General features: G+C 39.3%; 18 protein-coding genes and 2 pseudogenes. 5 read left to right on the forward strand and 15 right to left on the reverse strand.

Translation table 11 applies throughout. From position 1 onward, the window contains the following. The 4 genes and pseudogenes from ACLCEG_RS13520 to ACLCEG_RS13535 all read right to left on the reverse strand — a co-directional run. Nucleotides 1–909: a DMT family transporter gene (locus ACLCEG_RS13520; RefSeq protein ID WP_410567898.1), complete on the reverse strand. Its 909-nt coding sequence runs from the start codon at nt 907–909 to the stop codon at nt 1–3. Nucleotides 910–944: 35 nt separating this feature from the next. Then, nucleotides 945–1,694, reverse strand: coding sequence for a 23S rRNA (guanosine(2251)-2'-O)-methyltransferase RlmB (gene rlmB / locus ACLCEG_RS13525; protein WP_191105729.1), 750 nt, complete (start codon nt 1,692–1,694; stop codon nt 945–947). 102 nt (nt 1,695–1,796) lie between these two features. Next, entirely contained in the window at nt 1,797–2,123 is a 327-nt protein-coding gene (locus ACLCEG_RS13530; RefSeq protein ID WP_000099685.1) for a pyrimidine/purine nucleoside phosphorylase, read from the reverse strand. A 106-nt stretch (nt 2,124–2,229) separates the two neighbouring features. Then, a pseudogene (locus ACLCEG_RS13535) lies at nt 2,230–2,635 on the reverse strand (tetratricopeptide repeat protein); the annotation flags it as partial. Nucleotides 2,636–2,873: 238 nt separating this feature from the next. Here ACLCEG_RS13535 and recN point away from each other — a divergent pair. From recN to ruvX, 3 genes are all read left to right on the forward strand, one after another. Continuing rightward, the gene (gene recN, locus ACLCEG_RS13540; protein WP_410567901.1) at nt 2,874–4,541 is read left to right on the forward strand and encodes a DNA repair protein RecN; all 1,668 of its coding nucleotides are present in this window, start codon (nt 2,874–2,876) and stop codon (nt 4,539–4,541) included. A gap of 125 nt (nt 4,542–4,666) precedes the next feature. After that, entirely contained in the window at nt 4,667–5,221 is a 555-nt protein-coding gene (locus ACLCEG_RS13545; RefSeq protein ID WP_004699090.1) for a YqgE/AlgH family protein, read from the forward strand. Next, nucleotides 5,221–5,661, forward strand: coding sequence for a Holliday junction resolvase RuvX (gene ruvX / locus ACLCEG_RS13550; RefSeq protein WP_004699093.1), 441 nt, complete (start codon nt 5,221–5,223; stop codon nt 5,659–5,661). Before ACLCEG_RS13545 ends, ruvX begins: the two co-directional genes overlap by 1 nt. 57 nt (nt 5,662–5,718) lie before the next feature. On the opposite strand, the gene ACLCEG_RS13555 is transcribed toward ruvX, so the two are convergent. Genes ACLCEG_RS13555 through ACLCEG_RS13565 form a run of 3 tightly spaced genes read right to left on the reverse strand, consistent with a single transcriptional unit; the run spans nt 5,719 to nt 9,058 of the window. Then, entirely contained in the window at nt 5,719–6,720 is a 1,002-nt protein-coding gene (locus ACLCEG_RS13555) for an HlyD family secretion protein (protein WP_019456779.1), read from the reverse strand. 39 nt (nt 6,721–6,759) lie between these two features. Further along, nucleotides 6,760–6,966, reverse strand: a complete 207-nt coding sequence (locus tag ACLCEG_RS13560; protein WP_004699097.1) for a DUF1656 domain-containing protein — start codon at nt 6,964–6,966, stop codon at nt 6,760–6,762. Next, on the reverse strand, nt 6,959–9,058 hold the full coding sequence (locus tag ACLCEG_RS13565; protein ID WP_039251216.1) for an FUSC family protein: 2,100 nt from the start codon (nt 9,056–9,058) through the stop codon (nt 6,959–6,961). Before ACLCEG_RS13565 ends, ACLCEG_RS13560 begins: the two co-directional genes overlap by 8 nt. 495 nt (nt 9,059–9,553) lie before the next feature. Here ACLCEG_RS13565 and ACLCEG_RS13570 point away from each other — a divergent pair, with 495 nt between their 5' ends. Then, the gene (locus ACLCEG_RS13570; protein WP_004699103.1) at nt 9,554–10,327 is read left to right on the forward strand and encodes an IclR family transcriptional regulator; all 774 of its coding nucleotides are present in this window, start codon (nt 9,554–9,556) and stop codon (nt 10,325–10,327) included. A gap of 194 nt (nt 10,328–10,521) precedes the next feature. Here ACLCEG_RS13570 and ACLCEG_RS13575 read toward each other — a convergent pair whose 3' ends face one another. The 8 genes and pseudogenes from ACLCEG_RS13575 to lpxO form a co-directional block, all read right to left on the reverse strand. Further along, a complete protein-coding gene (locus ACLCEG_RS13575; protein ID WP_039251217.1) occupies nt 10,522–11,133 on the reverse strand; it encodes an alpha-ketoglutarate-dependent dioxygenase AlkB family protein in 612 nt (203 codons plus the stop codon). A gap of 168 nt (nt 11,134–11,301) precedes the next feature. After that, nucleotides 11,302–11,889, reverse strand: a complete 588-nt coding sequence (gene pgsA / locus ACLCEG_RS13580; protein WP_004699108.1) for a CDP-diacylglycerol--glycerol-3-phosphate 3-phosphatidyltransferase — start codon at nt 11,887–11,889, stop codon at nt 11,302–11,304. A 118-nt stretch (nt 11,890–12,007) separates the two neighbouring features. Next, nucleotides 12,008–12,802 carry a thioesterase family protein gene (locus ACLCEG_RS13585; protein ID WP_191012500.1) on the reverse strand — a complete coding sequence of 265 codons (795 nt, stop codon included), beginning with the start codon at nt 12,800–12,802 and terminating at the stop codon, nt 12,008–12,010. Nucleotides 12,803–12,922: 120 nt separating this feature from the next. After that, a complete protein-coding gene (uvrC, locus tag ACLCEG_RS13590) occupies nt 12,923–14,722 on the reverse strand; it encodes an excinuclease ABC subunit UvrC (RefSeq protein WP_039251231.1) in 1,800 nt (599 codons plus the stop codon). A gap of 132 nt (nt 14,723–14,854) precedes the next feature. Further along, nucleotides 14,855–15,385 carry a CHAP domain-containing protein gene (locus tag ACLCEG_RS13595; protein ID WP_240061873.1) on the reverse strand — a complete coding sequence of 177 codons (531 nt, stop codon included), beginning with the start codon at nt 15,383–15,385 and terminating at the stop codon, nt 14,855–14,857. A gap of 226 nt (nt 15,386–15,611) precedes the next feature. Beyond that, nucleotides 15,612–16,655 carry a lysozyme inhibitor LprI family protein gene (locus tag ACLCEG_RS13600; RefSeq protein WP_240287753.1) on the reverse strand — a complete coding sequence of 348 codons (1,044 nt, stop codon included), beginning with the start codon at nt 16,653–16,655 and terminating at the stop codon, nt 15,612–15,614. Next, nucleotides 16,652–16,784, reverse strand: a pseudogene (locus ACLCEG_RS13605) (hypothetical protein). The gene ACLCEG_RS13600 and the pseudogene ACLCEG_RS13605 overlap by 4 nt, the downstream one beginning before the upstream one ends. An 80-nt stretch (nt 16,785–16,864) precedes the next feature. Beyond that, nucleotides 16,865–17,779 carry a lipid A hydroxylase LpxO gene (gene lpxO / locus ACLCEG_RS13610; protein WP_004699120.1) on the reverse strand — a complete coding sequence of 305 codons (915 nt, stop codon included), beginning with the start codon at nt 17,777–17,779 and terminating at the stop codon, nt 16,865–16,867. A 574-nt stretch (nt 17,780–18,353) separates the two neighbouring features. Between lpxO and fadB the strand changes: the two genes are divergently transcribed. Beyond that, nucleotides 18,354–20,507 (forward strand): fatty acid oxidation complex subunit alpha FadB, encoded by a 2,154-nt coding sequence (gene fadB, locus ACLCEG_RS13615; protein ID WP_004699123.1) that lies wholly within the window; start codon nt 18,354–18,356, stop codon nt 20,505–20,507. The last annotated feature ends 4 nt before the right edge of the window (nt 20,508–20,511 follow it).

Consider the following 20,511-nt stretch of genomic DNA (forward strand, 5'->3'; position numbering starts at 1 on the left):
TTACATATTTTGCTGCTTAATTTTTTGTGTCAGGCTATCTTGTCTAAACCAGCGCCAAGGCTGTAAAGCGCCTATTCCCATACCTACTAAGCCCACAACAATTGATGGGCTTAATGACTCACCAAGTAAAGGTACAGCTAAAATAGCGGCAATGAACGGCGCCAAAGTGACAATACTTCCCGTTTTAAAAGCCCCAAGACGTTGAATGGCAGCCACATAAGTCAAAGTTGCAATAATAACGACAAATACGCCATGGAAAATACCCTGTATCGCTAAATGAACAGGACTAACTTCCATGAAATGCTTAGGTAAAAATAAAACATAGATAGGTAAATAAATAATTGCAGACCAAATCGCAACACTTGCCATAGAATGCCAAGCAGAGAGCTTCCACTGTTTAAGTAAAACAGTGAAAATACCCCACCAAATCGCACTAATGAAAAGAAGTAGGTCTCCAATTCCAAATGCAGAGCCACTTGTACGTAGCATCAAAATGCTCATGAATGCTAAGGCAGCGATCATGATTGCGAGACTCGCCCATGTGTGTTTATCAAACGGCTGTCTAAATAAAATATAGGCAGCTATAGCAGTACAGATTGGTATGCAGCCATTTAAAAATATTGCAGCATGTGCGGCTGGAGCATAAAGAAAAGCTGTATAAACAGTCAGACAATAGATGACACCGCCAATGAGCGCCAAAATAACCGCATGCTTACTCCATAAAAAAGCGAGATCTTTTTTATAAATTAATATAGGCATTAAAATCAGAAAGGCGATAGCGAAGCGCAGTGCGGCAATGTCCCAAGCACTGATGTGCCATTGTGCATTTAAACGAGCAAAAAGTGTAAACCCGCCCCAAATGCACATGGTCACCAATACAAAGAAATAACCTTGCTTACGGGGAGACATATGAAGACTGCTTAAAAACTAGAAAGGCAGCTCAATTATACCTCAGAACGCTGACGACAAGCCTCGTAAAGTGCCATACCTGTTGCCACGCTTACGTTTAGACTCTGTAAATTACCAGACATCGGAATATAAACTTTGTGATCACACTGTGCCTGAGTAATTGGGCGCAAACCTGTATCTTCAGCTCCCATCACAATCACGACTGGGCCAGAGAAATCACACTTTTGGATTGGCATTGCGCTTTCATCAAGCATAGTACCAATTACACGTACCTGAGTTGTTTCTTTCAGATGAGCCAATGTACGAGCTAAATTTGTGACTTGAATAAATTTAACTTTTTCAGCTCCACCCGCCGCAACTTTACGAGCCGTTGGGGTTAAACTTGCCGAACGATCACGCGGCACAATCACTGCTTGCACGCCCATTGCAGCAGCGGTACGGATACAAGCACCTAAGTTATGTGGATCTGTTACCTGATCTAATGCGAGCAATAAAGCATCTGGAGTTTCAGCCAAGATCTGATCTAGATCTTTTTCATTTAAAATCGGATGCGGACGTACTGCTGCAACCACGCCTTGATGAAACGGTAGACCTGCAAGTTTTTCAAGACTGTCACGGCTTGCCTTTTGTACACTAATTCCAAAAGGCTCTGCCAATTGCAAAATCTTTTGCAAACGTTGGTCATCCCGCCCTTTTAAAGTAAACAGGGTTAGCACACGTTCCGGCTCAAGTTCTAACAATGACTCCACTGAGTGAACGCCATAATAATATTCCGGTTTTGCCATGCTTGACCTCTAACAACGTTTGAGCAAAAAAATAAAAATCCTGCAAAGCCAACTTCACAGGATTTCTTTGGGCATAGTGTACCCGATTTAAACAGGAATTTCTTAGCCTTCTAAATGGCACACATAATCGAGCACTTCATCAGTCTCAATTTTAAAAACGCTGTTTCCAGGAACATAAAATGATTGACCAGCGCGGAACAATTCACTTTCATTGCTGTCTGCAATTTTCACGCGACATTCACCTGAAATAATTTCCATACGCTCAGGAACATGTGTTTCAAATGTTAAAGGCTGCTCAGTTGGTAAAATAACACCTAATGTTTTTTTCGTTCCATCTTCAAATTGCACGGTATGGCTGATACATGCTCCACCAAAATAAACATTTGACTTTTTGATGACCGTTACATGATCAAATTGGGTTGAACTCATGCACATTCTCCAGATAATGCCGCATTTATATAACTTATGTTGAATGTAGTTTAATTGTGCCTAAATAACTAATCAATCAGTTTTCATACGCATAGACTTGTAATTTCTACTGCTGTAGCTGAATTTTTTTAGTAAAAGCGTGGGGTAAATTTACTTCAATATTTCGATTGGTCAACATAATTTCACCTTATCTGCAAACTTCATCGTAAATTTCATCCAGAAAAACTCAGTAAACTTTCTGCGCTGTTGAATAATCAACTAGGAGCTGTAATTAATGATGAATCAACTTCTATGCCAACATGAAAGTTGTCTGGGTTATTTCGCATTGAAGCGGCCTCACAAGCTGGGAAATCGACGTTATTTCCATCAAAATGCCGACTAGCATGTACAAGCACACTTTATTTTAAAATCGGTCAAATACAATAACGCAGATAATGTTGGTCTATAACTCGTTTGTCCACATACTTTCCAGTGGCAACATAATCACCAATATGTACTTCAATATTATGAAAATACTGATATATTTTTTACTCGTCAAAATAAACTGGCAAGTAAAAAATATCTTTCTACACAATTAAATAAATGTATCCATGAATAATTCTGATAATTTTTGATATCGACGATTATTGCCAAATAATAAACGAACAAGAATCTTGCTGTTCTATAATTTCAGTTAGAATAATAGATCACTTGTAGCAAATTCAAAACTTCTCTATCTTTAACCCATAATTTGGCGCGTTGGATGCGTTTATGCTCACACATTTAACTTTAATTAATTTTGCATTAGCTGATCATTTAGCTATTGATATAGAACAAGGATTTAATGTTCTAACAGGTGAGACAGGTGCCGGAAAATCATTATTACTGGATGCACTTTCTGCCTGCTTAGGGGAACGTACAGATACAAATTATGTCCGCTATGGTTCGGACAAGGCGGATATCACCGCTGTTTTTACTTATCAGGACAATAGCCCAGAAGCAAAATGGCTACAAGATCATGAGCTAGATGATGATTCTGGGGAAATTCATTTACGTCGTGTTATTTTCGCAACTGGTCGTAGTAAAGCATGGGTCAATGGACGTCCGAGCAGCCTCTCTGAGCTTAAAGAATTAGGTCGTTTATTGGTTCAATTATATAGCCAGCACAGCCAACAACAGCTACTTGAGCCACCTTATCCAAAGCATTGGTTAGACCGTTATAACAATTTTTATGTAGAAGCGAATGATGTTCGTGAGGCCTATAGCACATGGCAACGCACAATTCGTTTACACCAAGCAGCTTTAGATGCTCAAGCAACTCGTCTACAACGTATTGCGACCTTAGAGCTGCAAATTGAAGAGCTTGAAGAGGTCATTCAAACTGATTACAAAGAAATCGAGCAAGAGTTCGATCGCCTCAGTCATCATGAACATATCATGCAAGATTGTAGCTATAGCCTGAATGCGCTTGATGAAGCTGAGCAAAACATTACTCAAGAAATGTCGTCGATCATTCGTCGTTTAGAATCTCATGCTGGACGTAGTGAACAGCTTTCTGAAATTTATAACTCATTATTAAATGCGCAAAGTGAAATTGATGATGCCACATCAAATTTACGTCAGTTCATTGATCGTCAAAGTTTTGACCCTGAAAGAATGGAAGAACTAAATTCCAAGCTTGAAGTTTTTCATCGTCTGGCACGTAAGTATCGTACTCAGCCAGAGACGCTCAAAGAAGAATATGAAACTTGGCAAAATGAGCTTGAACAGTTACATCAACTTGAAGACCCAGAGACTCTGGCAGAGCAAGTAGAAAAGTCACATGAGGAATTTTTAGAGAAAGCTCAGCATTTAGACAATATTCGTCGTGAAGCTGCTGCCCCACTTGCCAAACAGTTAACTGAACAAGTGAAACCCCTAGCACTACCAGAAGCCCACTTTGAGTTTAAGTTTGAACCCCTAGAACAACCAAGCTCAGAAGGTTTAAGCTTTATTCAACTTTTATTTACAGCTAATAAAGGTATACCCCCACAACCATTGGCTCGTGTGGCATCGGGTGGTGAACTTTCACGTATTGCACTCGTCATGCAAGTCATGAACGCGGAAAAAACAGAAGCCGAAGTTTTAGTGTTTGATGAAATTGATGTGGGGATTAGCGGTGGTACGGCTGAAGTGGTTGGACGTTTACTTGCCGACTTAGCTCAACATGTCCAACTTTTATGTATTACTCACCAAGCACAGGTCGCTGCGCAATCTGATCAACATTTGTTAGTTAAAAAGCAGCAAACTGACCCAGCCAGCAGTACCATTGTACAACTTGATGAAAATCAGATTATTTCTGAATTAGCACGTATGTCTGGCGGTGTTGAAATTAATGAAACGACCTTACAGCATGCTAAACAATTACGACAACTTAAATTTCAGGCTTCTTCAAATTAATAAAGAAAATGAGAGAAAAAGATTGGCGAAATCCGATTAACTCTTGTATGTTGATAAAAAGAACCTATATAGATAAAAGGGTCGTGAGACCCTCTAGCGACATTTTTTGAGGGAGAACCGCTTAGGTGACCAAACAATACATGACTCACCGTTGTCTGATTGCCCCGCCAGAACTGGCAGATGACTTTTTTGCAAATACAGTAATTTATCTTGCCCGTCACGATGAAGAAGGTGCTCAAGGCATTATCATTAATCGTCCTGCTGGCATTCAAATTAAAGAACTCCTGAATGATTTAGATATTGATGCAGACAATGTAAATCCACATGAGGTTTTACAAGGTGGGCCTTTACGCCCAGAAGCAGGCTTTGTCCTTCATACTGGCCAACCAACTTGGCACTCTTCTATTGCTGTGGGTGAAAATGTCTGTATTACCACCAGTAAAGATATTCTTGATGCAATTGCACATAACGAAGGTGTGGGTCGCTATCAAATCGCACTAGGTTATGCGAGTTGGGGTAAAAACCAGTTAGAAGATGAAATCGCTCGTGGTGACTGGCTTATCTGTGATGCCGATATGGATCTGATTTTCAACTTACCGTACGACGATCGTTGGGATGCAGCCTATAAAAAGATTGGGGTAGATCGCACATGGCTTGCTTCTGAAATCGGACATGCTTAATGACTGTGACACAATCCAAATCAATTATGGCTTTCGACTTTGGCACTCAAAAAATGGGGATGGCGATAGGTCAATCTGCAATTGAAAGTGCTAACCCACTACCGTTATTTGTGATGAAAGATGGAATTCCTAACTGGGACCAGCTTTTAAAAATTGTAAAAGAGTGGCAACCTGATTTGTTTATTGTTGGTCTTCCGTTAAATATGGATGATAGTGAGTCAGAGCTTTCTACACGTGCCCGCAAATTTGCAAGACGTTTACGCCATCAAACCAACATTGAAACTTGGATGGTGGATGAGCGCTTAACGACGCGTGAAGCAAGGGAAGAGCTCGGCTTCTACCAAGAACAAGGACGCGCAAAGAAATTATCAGCAGATAGTTTTGCAGCAGCCTTGCTGATCCAGAGTTGGTATCGAAATCCAGTCGGCTTAACGCCATAAAAATAAAAAAGCATGTTTTACACATGCTTTTTTATTGAGTAGAAAAACTTAAGCTTTTTATTTTTCAATAATATGTACTGTCGCAGTACGGCCAGAAACAAAAGCAAGCTGATTTTTTGGCGCTTCGTCTAACACAATTTTTACAGGTACGCGCTGCGCTAAACGAACCCAACTAAAGGTTGGGTTTACGTTTGCAAGCAATTTAGAACTGCTTGAACGCTCACGGTCTTCAATACCCGATGCAATACCTTGTACATGACCTTTAATTTTCTGACTATCACCCATTAACTGTACACTCGCTTCATCGCCAATATGAATACGGTCTAATTTTGTCTCTTCAAAATACCCTACAACATAGAGTTGTTTACGATCGAGCAATGCTGCAACTGCTTGTCCAACTTGAACATAATTACCAGGGCGCATATCAAAGTTAGAGAGTGTTCCATCTGCGGGTGCCACCACAGCGGCACGATGCATATTAAGTTCGGCTAAATGCAAGTTACTTGTCGCAGCTTCAACGAGTGCCTGTTGCTGCTTAATAGTTGCTTCTGCTTGTTCAATCGCAGCTTGAAGTTGTTCATGCTCTGCAAGGGATTGATCGCGAGTTGCAAAAACTTGATCTTGTTCTTGTTTAGAAATAGCACCATCCATTAAGTTTGAATAACGGTTTGCGTTTTTCTCGGCTAACTTAATGTTTGTACTCGACTTAATTAAGTTTGCCTTGGCTTGTGCTAAACCTGCTTGCGCCTGAGCAAATGCTGCTTTTGCTTTTGCCAAATCAGACTTTGCTTGCTCTACATCTAAAGCTCGGCGAGAGACATCAATTTTAAAAAGTACCTGACCTTTTTTGACAGTCTGGTTATCTTGAACCAATACTTCCGTTACAAGCCCTGCTACATCTGAAGAAACTTGAATGACGTCACCACGAACACGGCCATCGCGTGTCCACGGCGCTGCATTATAGTAATTCCACAAATGCACAATGGTATAGACCGCAATCATTAATGCGACAATCAAAATCACTGGACGGATGACTTTTTTCAACTCCAATTGATTCATTTCACTCACCTAACTCAATCTTTAATCTGGCAATCATCTTTAAGCACCTAACCCAACAAAAACTTGGTGTATCACCAAAAGTAATAAAAGGTAAAAACACAAATTGAAAATGCTGGGCAATGCAATCCAGCCTTGTGCAATCCATTTGTTAGTTAAAGGACTTAACAAGCGGAAACATATATATGCAAATAAGGCTTGGACGAGCAAAGCGGGCACGTAAATACCGTAGACATTAAACTCACCCATGCGCTGTGGCTCCTGTAAGCGTACGATCTGCATTCATTTGGTTTGATGAAACATGACACATGCTATAAGCAATATTATTTAGTGAAATAAATAATCTTTGGCGAATGGCCATATCTTCTATATTTGAAGCAAGCTGTTTTAGTTCAAACAAAGTCTGATGAATATGTTGTATTAATACATCTGCTTCATCTTTTTCATTCTCTTTAGCTCTAAATAGCTCATCTAAATCTTGTTGCAAACGCCCAATATGATGAGCCAGTTCTGAAGATGACTGAACCTGATTTGCTAACTCTTGCAAACGGGTTAAATCAACAATTGCACTTGATTCAACAAGTGCCTGATGAATTGATTTTTTAATCTCTTCTGACTGAACCATTTTGGTATTTAAAACACCTACACGGTCTAACATCGCACGCAAATGAACTTTGAATTCAATACCATAAGGGATATAAATCGCTTGACGCATTGCACGATAATGTAAAGCTAAAATACGATTTGCACTGGTATCTGGTGACATGGCACGTACTACATCTATCACAATGAGAGATACCAATACACCCATGACCATACCAAATGAACTGTCTAGGTAAGACACTGCATCCATGCTATAAGCATTGTGCAAGTTCAGACCCATCATGGTATTAATACCCAGCACCATGCCCACTGGCATGAGTGCTTGATTCGCCATCATAGAAACCGCAAATAAGAACATCGGTAATAAAACGAGTCCCAGTTCCCAAAATGTAGTGACATGAGGGAAAACACCAAAAGCATAAATAAACACTAAAACAGCCGATGCCACACTGCCCCATATAAAAATACGTAAGACAGGAACAGGGTTATCTAAGGCTGTTAAAATACAAGCGGTTACGGCCCCAATCTGTGCCATCATAAATCCAGCCTTCCAGCCAGACAGAATCCACACACCTGTCACAATAAATGTAATGAGTACCGCACTAATACCGCCTCTGACCGCTACCCCGTGATCTCGGTGTAAACTTGGGTAGGTCGTAGTCATTGGGGTAATGCTATCTGGAATCTCTTTATTACCCTGCTTGATGCGTTGCCATAAAACTTTTACAGCTAAAACATTACTAATAAAGTGGCGGACATCCATTTTCATGGCAGCCAATAAAACTTGCTGATGTTCAGAAGCCGAGTCATTTAAGTTCAAAAAGTCATTTTCAAACTCAGCAGGTAACTGCAAAACATTTTCATCAATCATCTGGTCTTTTTGTTCGAGAAAATGAATCACATGACATGAAAGCTGTTTTAATTTATCTGCATGACTTTCAATAAAATTCAGTTCTTGTAACTGTTTAATTCGTTCAGACAAAGCAACCAAGTTTGCAACTACCATCGACATTTGATGGAGCATTTCTTGCAAAGGCTTGGTCATGCCATGCAATTCACCTTTTTCATAACTCAAGTGAACTGCCAAAGCATGAATATCAGTTGTATCACGAGTAATTGCGGCTAAAAGCTGTGTATTGTTTTGCTGCTGGTCTGCATTTAACAAATTTGCAAATAGGTTTTCTGTATCTTTGAGTGTTTTAGTTACACGCTGCTTAATGGCTGAACCAATATGCATAGGCAAAATAGTTGCGGAAACCACGGCACTCGAAATCACACCAATTGAAATCTCAAGTACACGCGCCAAAGCAATATCAAAAATATTGTACTGATCAATATAAGTAATCGCGTTGTACGCAATCATTGCAGTTGAATAACCCGCCAGCATAAATGCATAACTGCGAGGCGTCCGGTCGAGTAAGGATACATAAAGCGCAAAGCCTACCCATAGTGATAACACTACCGTAAAGATCCACGGTGTATTAATCAGATGAGGCGTGATTGTTAACGCAACAATGGCGCCACCCACCGTCCCTAAAACACGATAGACACACTTAGACGACACCATACCCGAATAAGGGTTGGCGATAATCAGGACGGTACCGATCGACCACATTGGATTAATCAGGTCTAATTCAAACGAGACAAATAATGCCAACATGCCGGCAATAAATGTCTTTATTGCAAAAATTAGATCAAGCTTACTCGGGCGAAAAGCTAGTATTTGCTTTAATAACATGAACTCATCTCAAATACAGATTTGAACTGATGAGCATGCTCCTCATGCGTGCCCTTACCTTTTTAAAAAGACAACACGACTTTGTCATTTGCCTTATAGACAAATGAGTTAATGAGAGCATCCTTCAATACAATGATTTTTCCTACATCTTTGCATGATATGCCCAGATGATTTCAGTTTGACCGCTATTTAGGCGACCAAGCTTAGGAAAGGAGAGACATCGAGAAAGCTGGCAGAGTAAACCAATTTCTCGATTAGATATTTTGTTGCACAATTTTTTCAAATTAAAGTGATTTAGTCAACTAAAATATCTTTATTTGATAATTTGATATGTTTTTAGTTAATCATATATGATGTACGAATCAAGAGAACTTTTCTGATTCTGAGCGTAAAATATTTAAATCAGGTAGTTATCTTGCAATTGAGACAAAGCTTCAATTTTTCTGTTATAAGAACTCAAGTGTGACACTTTACTAAGGATACGAATAAGACATCATGGCAATTTCAAGTTTTGGCAAAATTTTAACCGTACTGGATTTATTTTCAGTTTCACGACCAGTGATTAATGTCGATATTATTTGCGAAGAACTTGGCTTGTCTAAACCGACCAGCTACCGTTATTTGAAAGAACTCGTATCTGCTGACTTATTAAAACGTATTAATGGTACTTCTGGCGATTACACTTTAGGCTCAAAAATAGCAGTTCTTGACTATGTATCAAGAACAACAGATCCACTCGTTCAAATCAGTACGCCATTTATGCGTAACATTGTTGAACGCACTGAACTCTGCTGTTTACTCACCTATTTAAATGATGACTATTGTATTGATATTCATCATGAGATTTTTAAAGATACAGAGCTACTTTCATATGGCCGAGGTTGTCCGCGTCCGATCTATGTTGGAGCATCACCAAAAACAATGGTGTCACATTTAAGTAAACAGCGCATGCATGACTACTATGAACGTTTTCAGAATGAGCTATCGCAGTCAGGTTTTGCTCTAGACGAAACAAGCTTTATTCAACGCATGCGTAAAATAAAAAAACAAGGCTTCTATTTCTCACAAGGTGAGATTGACCCTAATGTTTCAGGCCTTGCCGTTCCCGTTCGTTTTTCGAGTAAAGAAGTTCCTTTGGCTTTAACATTAGTTGCATCAAAGAATCGTTTTGACTTTTTAAATATTCAAAAACTGATTGAAATTTTGCAAGAAAATGCTGGATTGATTGAGCAGCGCTTTATGGAACTCTCAGAAAAAGGTGAGATATAAAATAGTATTTTTGATAATTTAAAGTTTTTTTACATTTTTAAGCATTGAAAAAACCAAAATATTCTCATATTATGATTTTAGCACCTATTGATGATTCTTTTCATCAGCAGCTCATCAATAGAAGGCTCTCCCTCAGAGGAATAAGCTCATGCAGCCATCATGGGCTTTTTTCTTGCCTAATTTTTAGCAAAAACTTATGAAAATTTGAACTGACGGAATGTCAGATTAATACGTGGTTGTAAAATTTTTGTCGAACGATTTAAATGATGTTGCCAATATTGTTGAGTTTCACCACGCATCACAATAAGTTGGCCCGGCTGTAACCACATTTCAACTTTTTCTTTAGTGTGAATATGCCTAAAAGAGAACTTTCTGGTCGCTCCAAAACTTAAAGAAGCAATGGTGGTTGTTCTAGCTAAAGACACATCTGAGTCGCTATGCCAAGCCATACCTTGCGTTCCATCCTCATAAAGATTGGCTAAGCAAGAATTAAATTTTTCTGAAAGAATTTGTTCTACCTGCTGTTTCAACTTAGCAAGCGCTTTGTCCCACGGCAAAGAATCCCGAAAAACACCAGAATACTTATATCTATAATGCTCGTCACCATACCAAGCAACTTTGCGGGGAGTAATGAAGTGCTTGCCGTATAACTTCGCTTCATCATGTCGCCATGCCAAATGTTGATACAAATACTGAAAATATTGTTCGGCCTCTTCAGCACCTAAAATACATCCATAGTCCTGAACTTCGCCATCATAAGGCAATAAATTTTCACAAGGTTCCGGAGAAAATAAATCTAGAGTCATGCAATCTCCCCTTGCTGCTTAGCTATCTCTCAAGCTAACAATGCCAGTTTAGCACCCTTTTGCCAATGGTATTTATTCATCATACCAATTACGTGAGTTACGCTATTTTTGCGCTTTGCAATAAAAAAGCCTTTCTCAAGGAAAGGCTTTTTAGAATCTTATTTGGTTTTATGGCTGCTTTAGATATGGCCACGCGGCTTTTAAATAAATAAACATTGACCACAAAGTAAGAATGACTGCTGTATATAACAAAGCATAAGCCAACATTTCTAAAGGCTGCCAGTTGAGTAAGAACACACTAATGGCAATCATTTGAAAGGCTGTTTTATATTTACCTACAGTTGACACTGCTACACTGGTTCGCGCACCCAGTTCTGCCATCCACTCACGTAGAGCAGAAACAGTAATTTCCCGTGAAATAATAACAATTGCTGCAAAGGCCATCGCAATGGTAGGTTTCCACTGTACTAAAACAATAAGTGCAGCTGCTACCATGAGTTTGTCTGCAACTGGGTCTAGAAATCGGCCAAATGCTGAAGTCTGGTTTAAAGATCGTGCCAAATAGCCATCAAACCAGTCGGTTATAGCGGCCAGCACAAAGATCGCAGTCAAGATAATATGACGAGTCATACTTCCTACGTGCTCACCAATACCTATTGCAGGCGGCCAATATGCAATCACCAAAAATACTGGAATAAGCGCGATACGCGCCAAAGTTAGGATATTTGGGATATTCAGGATTCGCCCTGTGGTCATAAACACCGCCAATTTAGTCTTCACGCATCTTTTAACAGACAAAGACACATACTTCAATATTGTATCTATCTGTAACAGCCACTTTATACGAAATATGTGAATCGAGAAAGTAGATTGCTTAGGTAAATACCGTAACAGTTTGCCTCAAAATTGCAATTAAATGATCACTTTGATCCCAAAGATATGCATATTCTGTCGAGTAACCTTCACTTGCATATTCCGTGACGACTTTATATTTAAACCAGTCACACAATTGATGCTGGACTGGGTTCACATATGTAATGTGCCACGTTAAAGAACTTGCAGGTGCAACTTGCTTAAACATTGGCAATACACCCGGCGGCCAAATGTCCATGAGAACAATCAAATCAGGCAATGTTAGTTGACGATTTTCATGTTGCTCTGGTGAGAACCTTGACCAACCACCAAAGTCTGGATACTCACTTGCTGTCACCGGATAATTACCCTCAGCCCAACACACTTCAAAGTGCTGAAAGCATTCAGGCATATGCTGACCAAAAGGAATGACAGATAAATTTTCAGGTTGTACATACGCAGGAGCAACGGGTTCTTGTTTAACCTTAATACTCGATGCACGAGATGCCCCAAAACTTGCAACCAAAATGGTTTGCACTGCGTCATCTTGCCATAAACGTGCCTCAAGCGTAGTGACTGACTTCCCCTCTCTTAAAACTTCAATAGTCAATCGGGCAGAACCTTGCTGTACAGGCCCCACAAAAGTAACACTACAACTTAATAATCTTTTATTTGAATCTTGAATATGGGAGCATGCTTTTTGCATTAATAGCCCAGCAACAAGGCCACCAAAAACCGTACGGCCCTGTAACCACCCTGCGGGTATATCAATCCATTCATTTTGTTTTACATCTTCAAATAGTTGTAATAATGACATGCATATCCCTAAGTCATGTGCGTGATTAGAAAGTATCTTTCATTATTTTGACCATCATGTGAATGGTCATTCAGCTATTAATTTACGAGCGCTTTTGTCACTCAAATTTTAAATACGTGGCTACTCATGTAAAATTTTATAAATTGTTCTTGCCATCACTTCCCCTAAGCCTGGCACTACCGTCAACTCTTTTTCCGATGCTTTTAACACGCCTTGAATGCCACCAAAATGTGTTAACAAATCTCGACGGCGTTTAGGCCCTAAGCCCGGAATTGCTTCTAAAACTGAAGTACTACGGCGTTTATCACGTTTAGCTCGGTGTTTGGTAATCGCAAAACGGTGAGCTTCATCACGGACCTGTTGAATCAAATGTAGGGCTTTATGATCTTCAGGTAACTGAATTTTTGTGCCGTCAGTAAAATGAAGCGTTTCAAGTCCCGGTTTACGCCCTTCACCTTTTGATACACCAATCATGAAAGCCTCAAGTCCAAGTTCTTGCATAACTTCCATTGCCATATGAAGTTGGCCTTTACCACCATCAATTAAAAGCAAGTCAGGCAGCATCGCCTTTTTATAGCGACGCGTTAAAGCTTGTCGCATCGCAGCATAATCATCGCCCGCAGTAATATCTTGAATGGCAAATTGTCGGTAGTCACGTTTACGCGCACCGCCTTGGTCAAACACCACGCATGATGCGATCGGTGCTTCGCCCATGGTATGACTAATATCGAAACATTCGATACGATCAATTGGACGGCCAACCACCTGCTCAAGCTGGTGGAAACGCTCATTGAGTTCTAAGTGGTTACTCAACTGACCTTTAATTGCATGCTGAACGTTCATTTCAGCAAGCTCTAACCATTCAGCACGTGTTTCTCGCACATTGCTCTTAATCTGGACTTTCTTTCCAAACTGCTGTGCTAAGGCTTCTTCCAGCTCTTTATGGTCAGACAAAGCAGTATTTACAATCAGTTCACTTGGTACTTCATCAGCAACCTGAAAGTAAAAGTTTGCCATAAAGTCACTTAGCATTTGTCCGAGGTCATCACCCAACATATCAGGGAAATAACTTTTACCACCTAGCATACGTCCGTTACGTACATGCATAATCTGTACACATGTCACACCAGCCTGATAGGCAATGGCCAAAATATCAGCTTCACCTTTCACTTTGAAAACAGCTTGCTGTGCTTGTACTTCACGAAGTAAAGACAATCGGTCTCGATAAAAAACGGCTTTTTCAAATTCAAGATCTGCCGCAGCCTGCTCCATTTTCGCAATCAGTTCTTGGTTTAATTCTTTGGTGTCACCTTGTAAGAACCGAATACTGTTATTCACATCTTCTTTGTAATCTTCTGGTGAAACCAAGCCTACACATGGGGCCGAACAGCGTTTGATTTGATATTGTAAACATGGACGTTTGCGCTGTGAGAAGTAACTGTTTTCACACTGGCGCACATTAAAAAGTTTTTGTAAAACCAGCAAGGTATCTCGCGCACTATAAGCACTTGGATAAGGTCCAAAGAACTTACCAATTTGGTGCTTACCTTTGCCACGTCCACTGGCAATTCGCGGATATGGTTTATCTGCCGATACAAAAATATAGACATATGATTTGTCGTCTCGCAGCATGATGTTATAAGGCGGACGATGTTGTTTAATTAAGTTTTGCTCTAAAAGCAGCGCTTCTGTTTCTGAACGCGTAACGAGCGTTTCAATATCATAAATTCTGGCAACTAAAGCTTGAGTTTTCGGATGCTCAATGGTTTTAACAAAGTAACTCGACACCCGATTTTTTAGGTTTTTTGCTTTACCGACATATAACAATTCGCCCTCTTTCCCTAGCATTTTATAAACGCCTGGAAGTTGGGTCATATGGGCTAAAATTTTTTCAATATGGGGACGAGCGTTTTGATTCACTATTGGCATGCATGGCTTAATACTGAATACCTAATGTGATGTTTTCATCCTTACTTTTCAAGTGCTTTACTGTGCCAGAACCCAAATTAGACAAGGGATGACAAAGTAGTCCGACAAAGTGTGTCGTAGGTCTTAAGAATCGAGACGATAGTAACTGTACTTCACGTCTTTTTCTTTATACACCGCATAGGTTTTTTGACGAAAATCTGAGAACCAGCCATTGCCCGTATAGCCAGCAATATGTCCGTAGGTATGACCACTGGTACGTTCAATAATATAAATATCGCCTTCTTGAGGACGGTTGAATGCCGGTTTGATTTTCTTATAGCCGTTCTTTTCTAGAGTATGCCCCCAGTCAGATGCAGCTACTGGATGCTTTGAAACATCTGCACCTGCTGCCTGTAAAGCAATACGGATATTCTTGGCGCATTTTTCTTTACTGTGCTTTGCTGACATGCTCTCAAGTTTGCTTGAGAACTTATGCAGATCGATATTTTGGTCTTCTACTTTATGTCTTTTAAAAGTCGATCGGCTATGCTTTTTAGTCTCAGCCGAAGCTTTGTTTAACATCGCTTTCGTTTTTAAGTCACCCTGAGAACTTTCTTCTTTTCTCAATTTAATGTGGTGAACATGTGCATGAGCTACGTGATGAGCATGAGCCATTTTGAAACCTACTTCCGCTAACCAGTCTTCGAAAAAACGGAGCAATTGTAGAAGCAAAATTATGCGTTGGCTTTTAATAGTTGTAACAAATTCCTAGCACTGTGAAATGGGTCACAAAAAAAATTATCGAATTTATTCTATAGAAAATCCCTTTCGAGCTTACTATAGATTGGTCAATCCCATCTATTTCAACACGATTGACCAAGCACTTATAGAGGGTTTCAGATTAGTTTAAATTATTTAAATAAACCGTACGCTCTGCAGTTTTTTGAATAAAGCACTGGGTATATTGCATCTCTTGATTTTGCTTACGCATATCAGCAGTCCAATAATCGGATTGCTTCTGGTAAGTTTCTAAGTCCTTTTCAGGAATTTCTTGCACACTTTTTTGTGCCAGTACTTTACATTCAACATCACGTTTTTTAAACCAATCCGATTGATCTTGTTTAAATTGAGTTTTTTTATCGGCACTCAATTTATCCCAAGTCTGATTTAAGCGTTCCACTTGCTTCGCTTTATCGCTATCCAATTCTTTTTTACGAACATCCATGGCTTCTTGAGCCAAAGCAGTCTGCTCTTCATTATTTTGTTCAGACATTTGTCGATTTTCTTCAATATTTTCGTCAATCAACTCATTTTCTTTAACATAAGCCGCATATTGCACAGCTTTAGTGGCAACGAAAACCAATCCTTCAATCACAGTGTTTTGACTTGGCAGATCAAACACCAACCCCTCTTTATCTGTTTTTGTGATGTTATAGAAAAATTCACCTTTCAATTGGTCATTTTCAAGAGTCAAAGATGATTCATTATCCGAAAAATAGTCATTAAGCGTTTGCGATTCTTCATTAGAGTGACGCAGTTCTTCAACATATGCTTTTTCCGCACGTTTTTGTAAACCTTTAGGAAATGAAACAACCAATTGGCTTTCACAGCTGAGTTGTGTATTTTTTTGGCTTTCATCTTCTAACGGTAAAGTACGAATATTTTTAATTTCAAACTTCAAACCTTGATTAATTTTATTAAGAATATCAGCATCAACCTGATATTGACTTTGTCTTAAGCTACGTTCGATTTGCTTCAAATATTCTTTTTTCAAAGAGGTTTGAATCTGATTTAAATTATCAGGGTGCGTACAGCTCCAATCCGAAATTGCCTCAACTTTTTCTGTTTTTGATTTTGGCTCTGGCTTAGATTTACCACATCCAGTTAATATTACTGCTGCACTAAATGTAGTTATTACTAAAGCTTGTTTCATCACCGTATTCATTTATATTCCACGCAAATTTTTAAAATTTATTAAGTACAAGAAAGGTATATATTTACCAGCCGCATTATGATCCCAATAATTAATATAAAATTCACCTAAAATTTTAAATAAAATACTCCCTACGCTAATAATCAGCGTTTTAAATGCATAAAAATAAATCTAAATGATTTAAATAATCACAATAAAAAACGCCCTTTCGGGCGTTTTAATTAAAATACATATGGACGTACAAAAATCAGGAAGAAAATTCCAAGCATGAGGAACCATTTTAAGAAGTAATACAACTTACGGTTTTTCGCTTTTAACGCTTTAGCTTTAATACGAATTTGGTACACATAACCAAAAGCTTTATTTAAACCACCTGTTTGGTCACCTGTTTCATTCGGTGAGCTTGCTGCAGTCATCACGTTACGGCCAAACCAATGGTTGAAACGTTCCATCCATTTCACTTTCATTGGACGCTCAACGTCTGCGAAGAAAATGATACGGTTTTGATCGGTCTTATTTTCAGCATAGTGAATATAAGTTTCATCAAACACAACACTTTGACCGTCACGCCAAGAGTATCTTTCACCATCAACGTCAATAAAACAGCGATCATCATTTGGTGTAATCAAACCCAAGTGATAACGAAGTGAACCTGCGTATGGGTCACGGTGTCTTACCAAACGGCTGTCAGGAGCAAGCTCGGTAAACATTGCCGCTTTAATGGTCGGTAATGTTTTGAGTAAAGCCGTTGTTTTCGGACAAAGTTCAGCAGCCGAAGGATGGCTTGACTCATACCATTTGAGGTAAAAACGTTTCCATCCTGTTTTAAAAAACGAGTTAAAACCTAAGTCATTATAGGTACTCGATGCTTTAATCCCACCTTGGTCATATAAAGCTTTCGCTTCGTCTCGAATCATTTCCCAATTTTCATCTAACACTTTTAAATCTTTGAAGTGTTGAGTATCGATATAAGGCTGATTCGGTACCTTTGAAAAGATGTACATTAAAAAGTTAATCGGTGCGAGCAAGGTTGAATGGTCAAAAAATTGACGATAAAACGAGTGACGCACTTTACCGCGATGTTGGATATACAATGCAGATATTACAAAAATCGCTAATACGATCCACTTAATCATATTGCTACTCTTTCAAAAGTTTAGGGCAACCTTACCTTAGTTTTCAAAGGTAATCGCAGCCGGAAGATTATTAATTGGCGCAAATTTTAACAAAATTGACTTATAAAAAGCGAATGTCAAAAAATTAAGTTAAATAGTAGGCAGCCCTATTGTAATAAAAATTTAAAATATACTGTATTTTTCCATAACATCCAGAAGGTTAAAATTCATCACAATTGTTACTGTTATTTATAGATGATTCTACGAACAATTGACATTTTTGACAGAAAGTTAACTTTTTAAAAATTACTCATTTTTATATAAAAATTTCATAATCCTAATGCCTTATAAACAAAAATTTAAATTAAAACAAATATCTTTGATTAGAACCTATCTTTATGATTTCTTTTATGCATTTAATAAAGATGAATTGAATAATAAATAAGATGACCCTTGCGTCACGGCTTGATACAACTTGTCAGGTTTTTTTTAGATATAGTTATCGTAAGATTAGCGAAGCATAAATGTGTACCGAAGTTGTGCACACGCTTCATAACATCAACTTAGAAGTCCTCCAAAACTAAGGAGATCAGGCATGATCCACGCTGGCAATGCCATTACCGTCCAAATGCTTTCGGACGGAATTGCAGAATTCCGCTTTGACTTACAAGGTGAGTCGGTCAATAAATTTAACCGTGCAACAATTGAAGATTTCCAAGCAGCGATTGCTGCTGTAAAAGCCAATAACGATATTAAAGGCTTAGTTGTAACTTCGGGTAAATCTACATTTATTGTTGGTGCAGATATTACTGAATTTGGCGAAAACTTCGCCCAAGGCGAAAAAGCAATTGTTGACTGGCTTATGCCTGTTCACGAGATCTTCAATAGCTTTGAAGATTTAGACCTTCCGAAAGTTGCTGCTATTAATGGCATGGCTTTAGGTGGCGGTTTTGAAATGTGCTTAGTGTGTGACTATCGCGTGATGTCAGAAGCTGCACAAGTGGGCTTACCAGAAATCAAACTCGGTATTTATCCTGGTTTCGGTGGTAGCGTTCGTTTAAGCCGTGTTATCGGTATCGACAACGCAGTTGAATGGATGGCAATGGCTGTTCCTAAAAAACCGGCTGCTGCACTTAAAGATGGTGCTGTAGATGCGGTTGTAGCTGCTGACAAATTACTTGAAGCTGCAACTGACTTGGTTAAACAAGCAATTTCTGGTCGTTTAAACTGGAAAGCAAAACGCCAAGAAAAACTTGATGCTGTAAAATTGAACCCGCTTGAACAAATGATGGCGTTCAACACAGCAAAAGGCGCAGTACTTGCTAAAGCAAACCCTGCTCAATACCCTGCTCCAAAATTATTACTTGATTCATTACAAGCAGGTGCAAGCCTTGCACGTGATGAAGCGTTAAAAGTTGAAGCTGAAGGCTTTGCGAAAGCAGCGATTACTCCACAAGCTGGTGCATTGATTGGTTTATTCCTCAATGACCAAGTTGTTAAGAAAACTGCTAAAAAACATGAAAAAGGTGCACACCCTGTAAACCAAGCAGCTGTACTTGGGGCTGGTATTATGGGTGGTGGTATTGCTTACCAAGCGGCAAGCAAAGGCACACCAATTATCATGAAAGATATTGGTAACCCACAACTTGCATTAGGTATGTCAGAAGCGAACAGCTTGTTAACTAAACAAGTTGAACGTAAGAAAATGAAACCTGCGCAAATGGGTGAAACTCTTGCACGTATCCGCCCTACTTTAAGCTACGACGAGTTTAAAGAAGTTGATATCGTAATCGAAGCAGTTACAGAAAATCCAAAAGTTAAAGAAATGGTACTTGCGGATACTGAAAAGAATGTCCGTGAAAATACGATTATTGCTTCTAATACGTCTACGATTTCAATCACGCGTTTAGCGAAAGCATTACAACGTCCTGAAAACTTCGTTGGTATGCACTTCTTCAACCCAGTTCACATGATGCCGCTTGTAGAAGTTATTCGTGGTGAAAAAACTTCTGAAGAAGCGATTGCAACGACTGTAGTGCTTGCTCAAAAAATGGGTAAAACACCAATCGTTGTAAACGACTGCCCAGGGTTCTTGGTTAACCGTGTATTGTTCCCTTACTTTGGTGCGTTTGACCTTCTTGTAAAAGACGGCGCAGACTTCCAACAAGTTGACAATGTAATGTCTAAGTTTGGCTGGCCAATGGGTCCTGCTTACCTCATCGACGTTGTTGGTATCGACACAGGTGTACATGGTGCAGAAGTCATGGCAGAAGGTTTCCCAGACCGTATGAAGCCAGACTACAAAGGTTCAATTCAAGCAATGTACGAAGCTAAACGTCTTGGTCAAAAGAATGACGTTGGTTTCTACAAGTACGTACTCGACAAGAAAGGCAAGAAAGCAAAAACTGTTGATCCAACAGCATATGAAATCATTGCTCCTTTCGTGACTGGTGAAAAACGCGAATTTGATAACCAAGAAATCATTGACCGTATGATGCTTGCTTTCTGTAACGAAACAGTTCGTTGCTTGGAAGACAACATCGTTGCAACTGCCGCTGAAGCAGATATGGCAATGATTATGGGTGTAGGTTTCCCTCCATTCCGTGGTGGTCCATGCCGTTACATCGACCAAACAGGTGTTGCTGAATACGTTGCGCTTTGCGATAAATATGCACACTTAGGTAAGGCTTATGAAGCGCCGCAAATGTTGCGCGACATGGCTGCTAACAACAAAAAATTCTACGGTTAAGGAG

The organism is Acinetobacter sp. H1(2024) (assembly GCF_046557555.1).
Classification (GTDB): Bacteria; Pseudomonadota; Gammaproteobacteria; order Pseudomonadales; family Moraxellaceae; genus Acinetobacter; species Acinetobacter seifertii.

Excerpts from the sequence above, each read along its gene's own strand:
- fadB (WP_004699123.1), top strand. The coding sequence starts at position 18,354 with ATGATCCACGCTGGCAATGCCATTACCGTCCAAATGCTTTCGGACGGA.
- ACLCEG_RS13530 (WP_000099685.1), bottom strand. The coding sequence starts at position 2,123 with ATGAGTTCAACCCAATTTGATCATGTAACGGTCATCAAAAAGTCAAAT.
- rlmB (WP_191105729.1), bottom strand. The coding sequence starts at position 1,694 with ATGGCAAAACCGGAATATTATTATGGCGTTCACTCAGTGGAGTCATTG.
- ACLCEG_RS13595 (WP_240061873.1), bottom strand. The coding sequence starts at position 15,385 with ATGGCTCATGCTCATCACGTAGCTCATGCACATGTTCACCACATTAAA.
- ACLCEG_RS13585 (WP_191012500.1), bottom strand. The coding sequence starts at position 12,802 with ATGTCATTATTACAACTATTTGAAGATGTAAAACAAAATGAATGGATT.
- ACLCEG_RS13565 (WP_039251216.1), bottom strand. The coding sequence starts at position 9,058 with ATGTTATTAAAGCAAATACTAGCTTTTCGCCCGAGTAAGCTTGATCTA.
- ACLCEG_RS13560 (WP_004699097.1), bottom strand. The coding sequence starts at position 6,966 with ATGGGTGAGTTTAATGTCTACGGTATTTACGTGCCCGCTTTGCTCGTC.
- ACLCEG_RS13520 (WP_410567898.1), bottom strand. The coding sequence starts at position 909 with ATGTCTCCCCGTAAGCAAGGTTATTTCTTTGTATTGGTGACCATGTGC.
- ACLCEG_RS13570 (WP_004699103.1), top strand. The coding sequence starts at position 9,554 with ATGGCAATTTCAAGTTTTGGCAAAATTTTAACCGTACTGGATTTATTT.
- lpxO (WP_004699120.1), bottom strand. The coding sequence starts at position 17,779 with ATGATTAAGTGGATCGTATTAGCGATTTTTGTAATATCTGCATTGTAT.
- ruvX (WP_004699093.1), top strand. The coding sequence starts at position 5,221 with ATGACTGTGACACAATCCAAATCAATTATGGCTTTCGACTTTGGCACT.
- recN (WP_410567901.1), top strand. The coding sequence starts at position 2,874 with ATGCTCACACATTTAACTTTAATTAATTTTGCATTAGCTGATCATTTA.
- ACLCEG_RS13575 (WP_039251217.1), bottom strand. The coding sequence starts at position 11,133 with ATGACTCTAGATTTATTTTCTCCGGAACCTTGTGAAAATTTATTGCCT.
- pgsA (WP_004699108.1), bottom strand. The coding sequence starts at position 11,889 with ATGACCACAGGGCGAATCCTGAATATCCCAAATATCCTAACTTTGGCG.
- ACLCEG_RS13555 (WP_019456779.1), bottom strand. The coding sequence starts at position 6,720 with ATGAATCAATTGGAGTTGAAAAAAGTCATCCGTCCAGTGATTTTGATT.
- ACLCEG_RS13600 (WP_240287753.1), bottom strand. The coding sequence starts at position 16,655 with ATGAATACGGTGATGAAACAAGCTTTAGTAATAACTACATTTAGTGCA.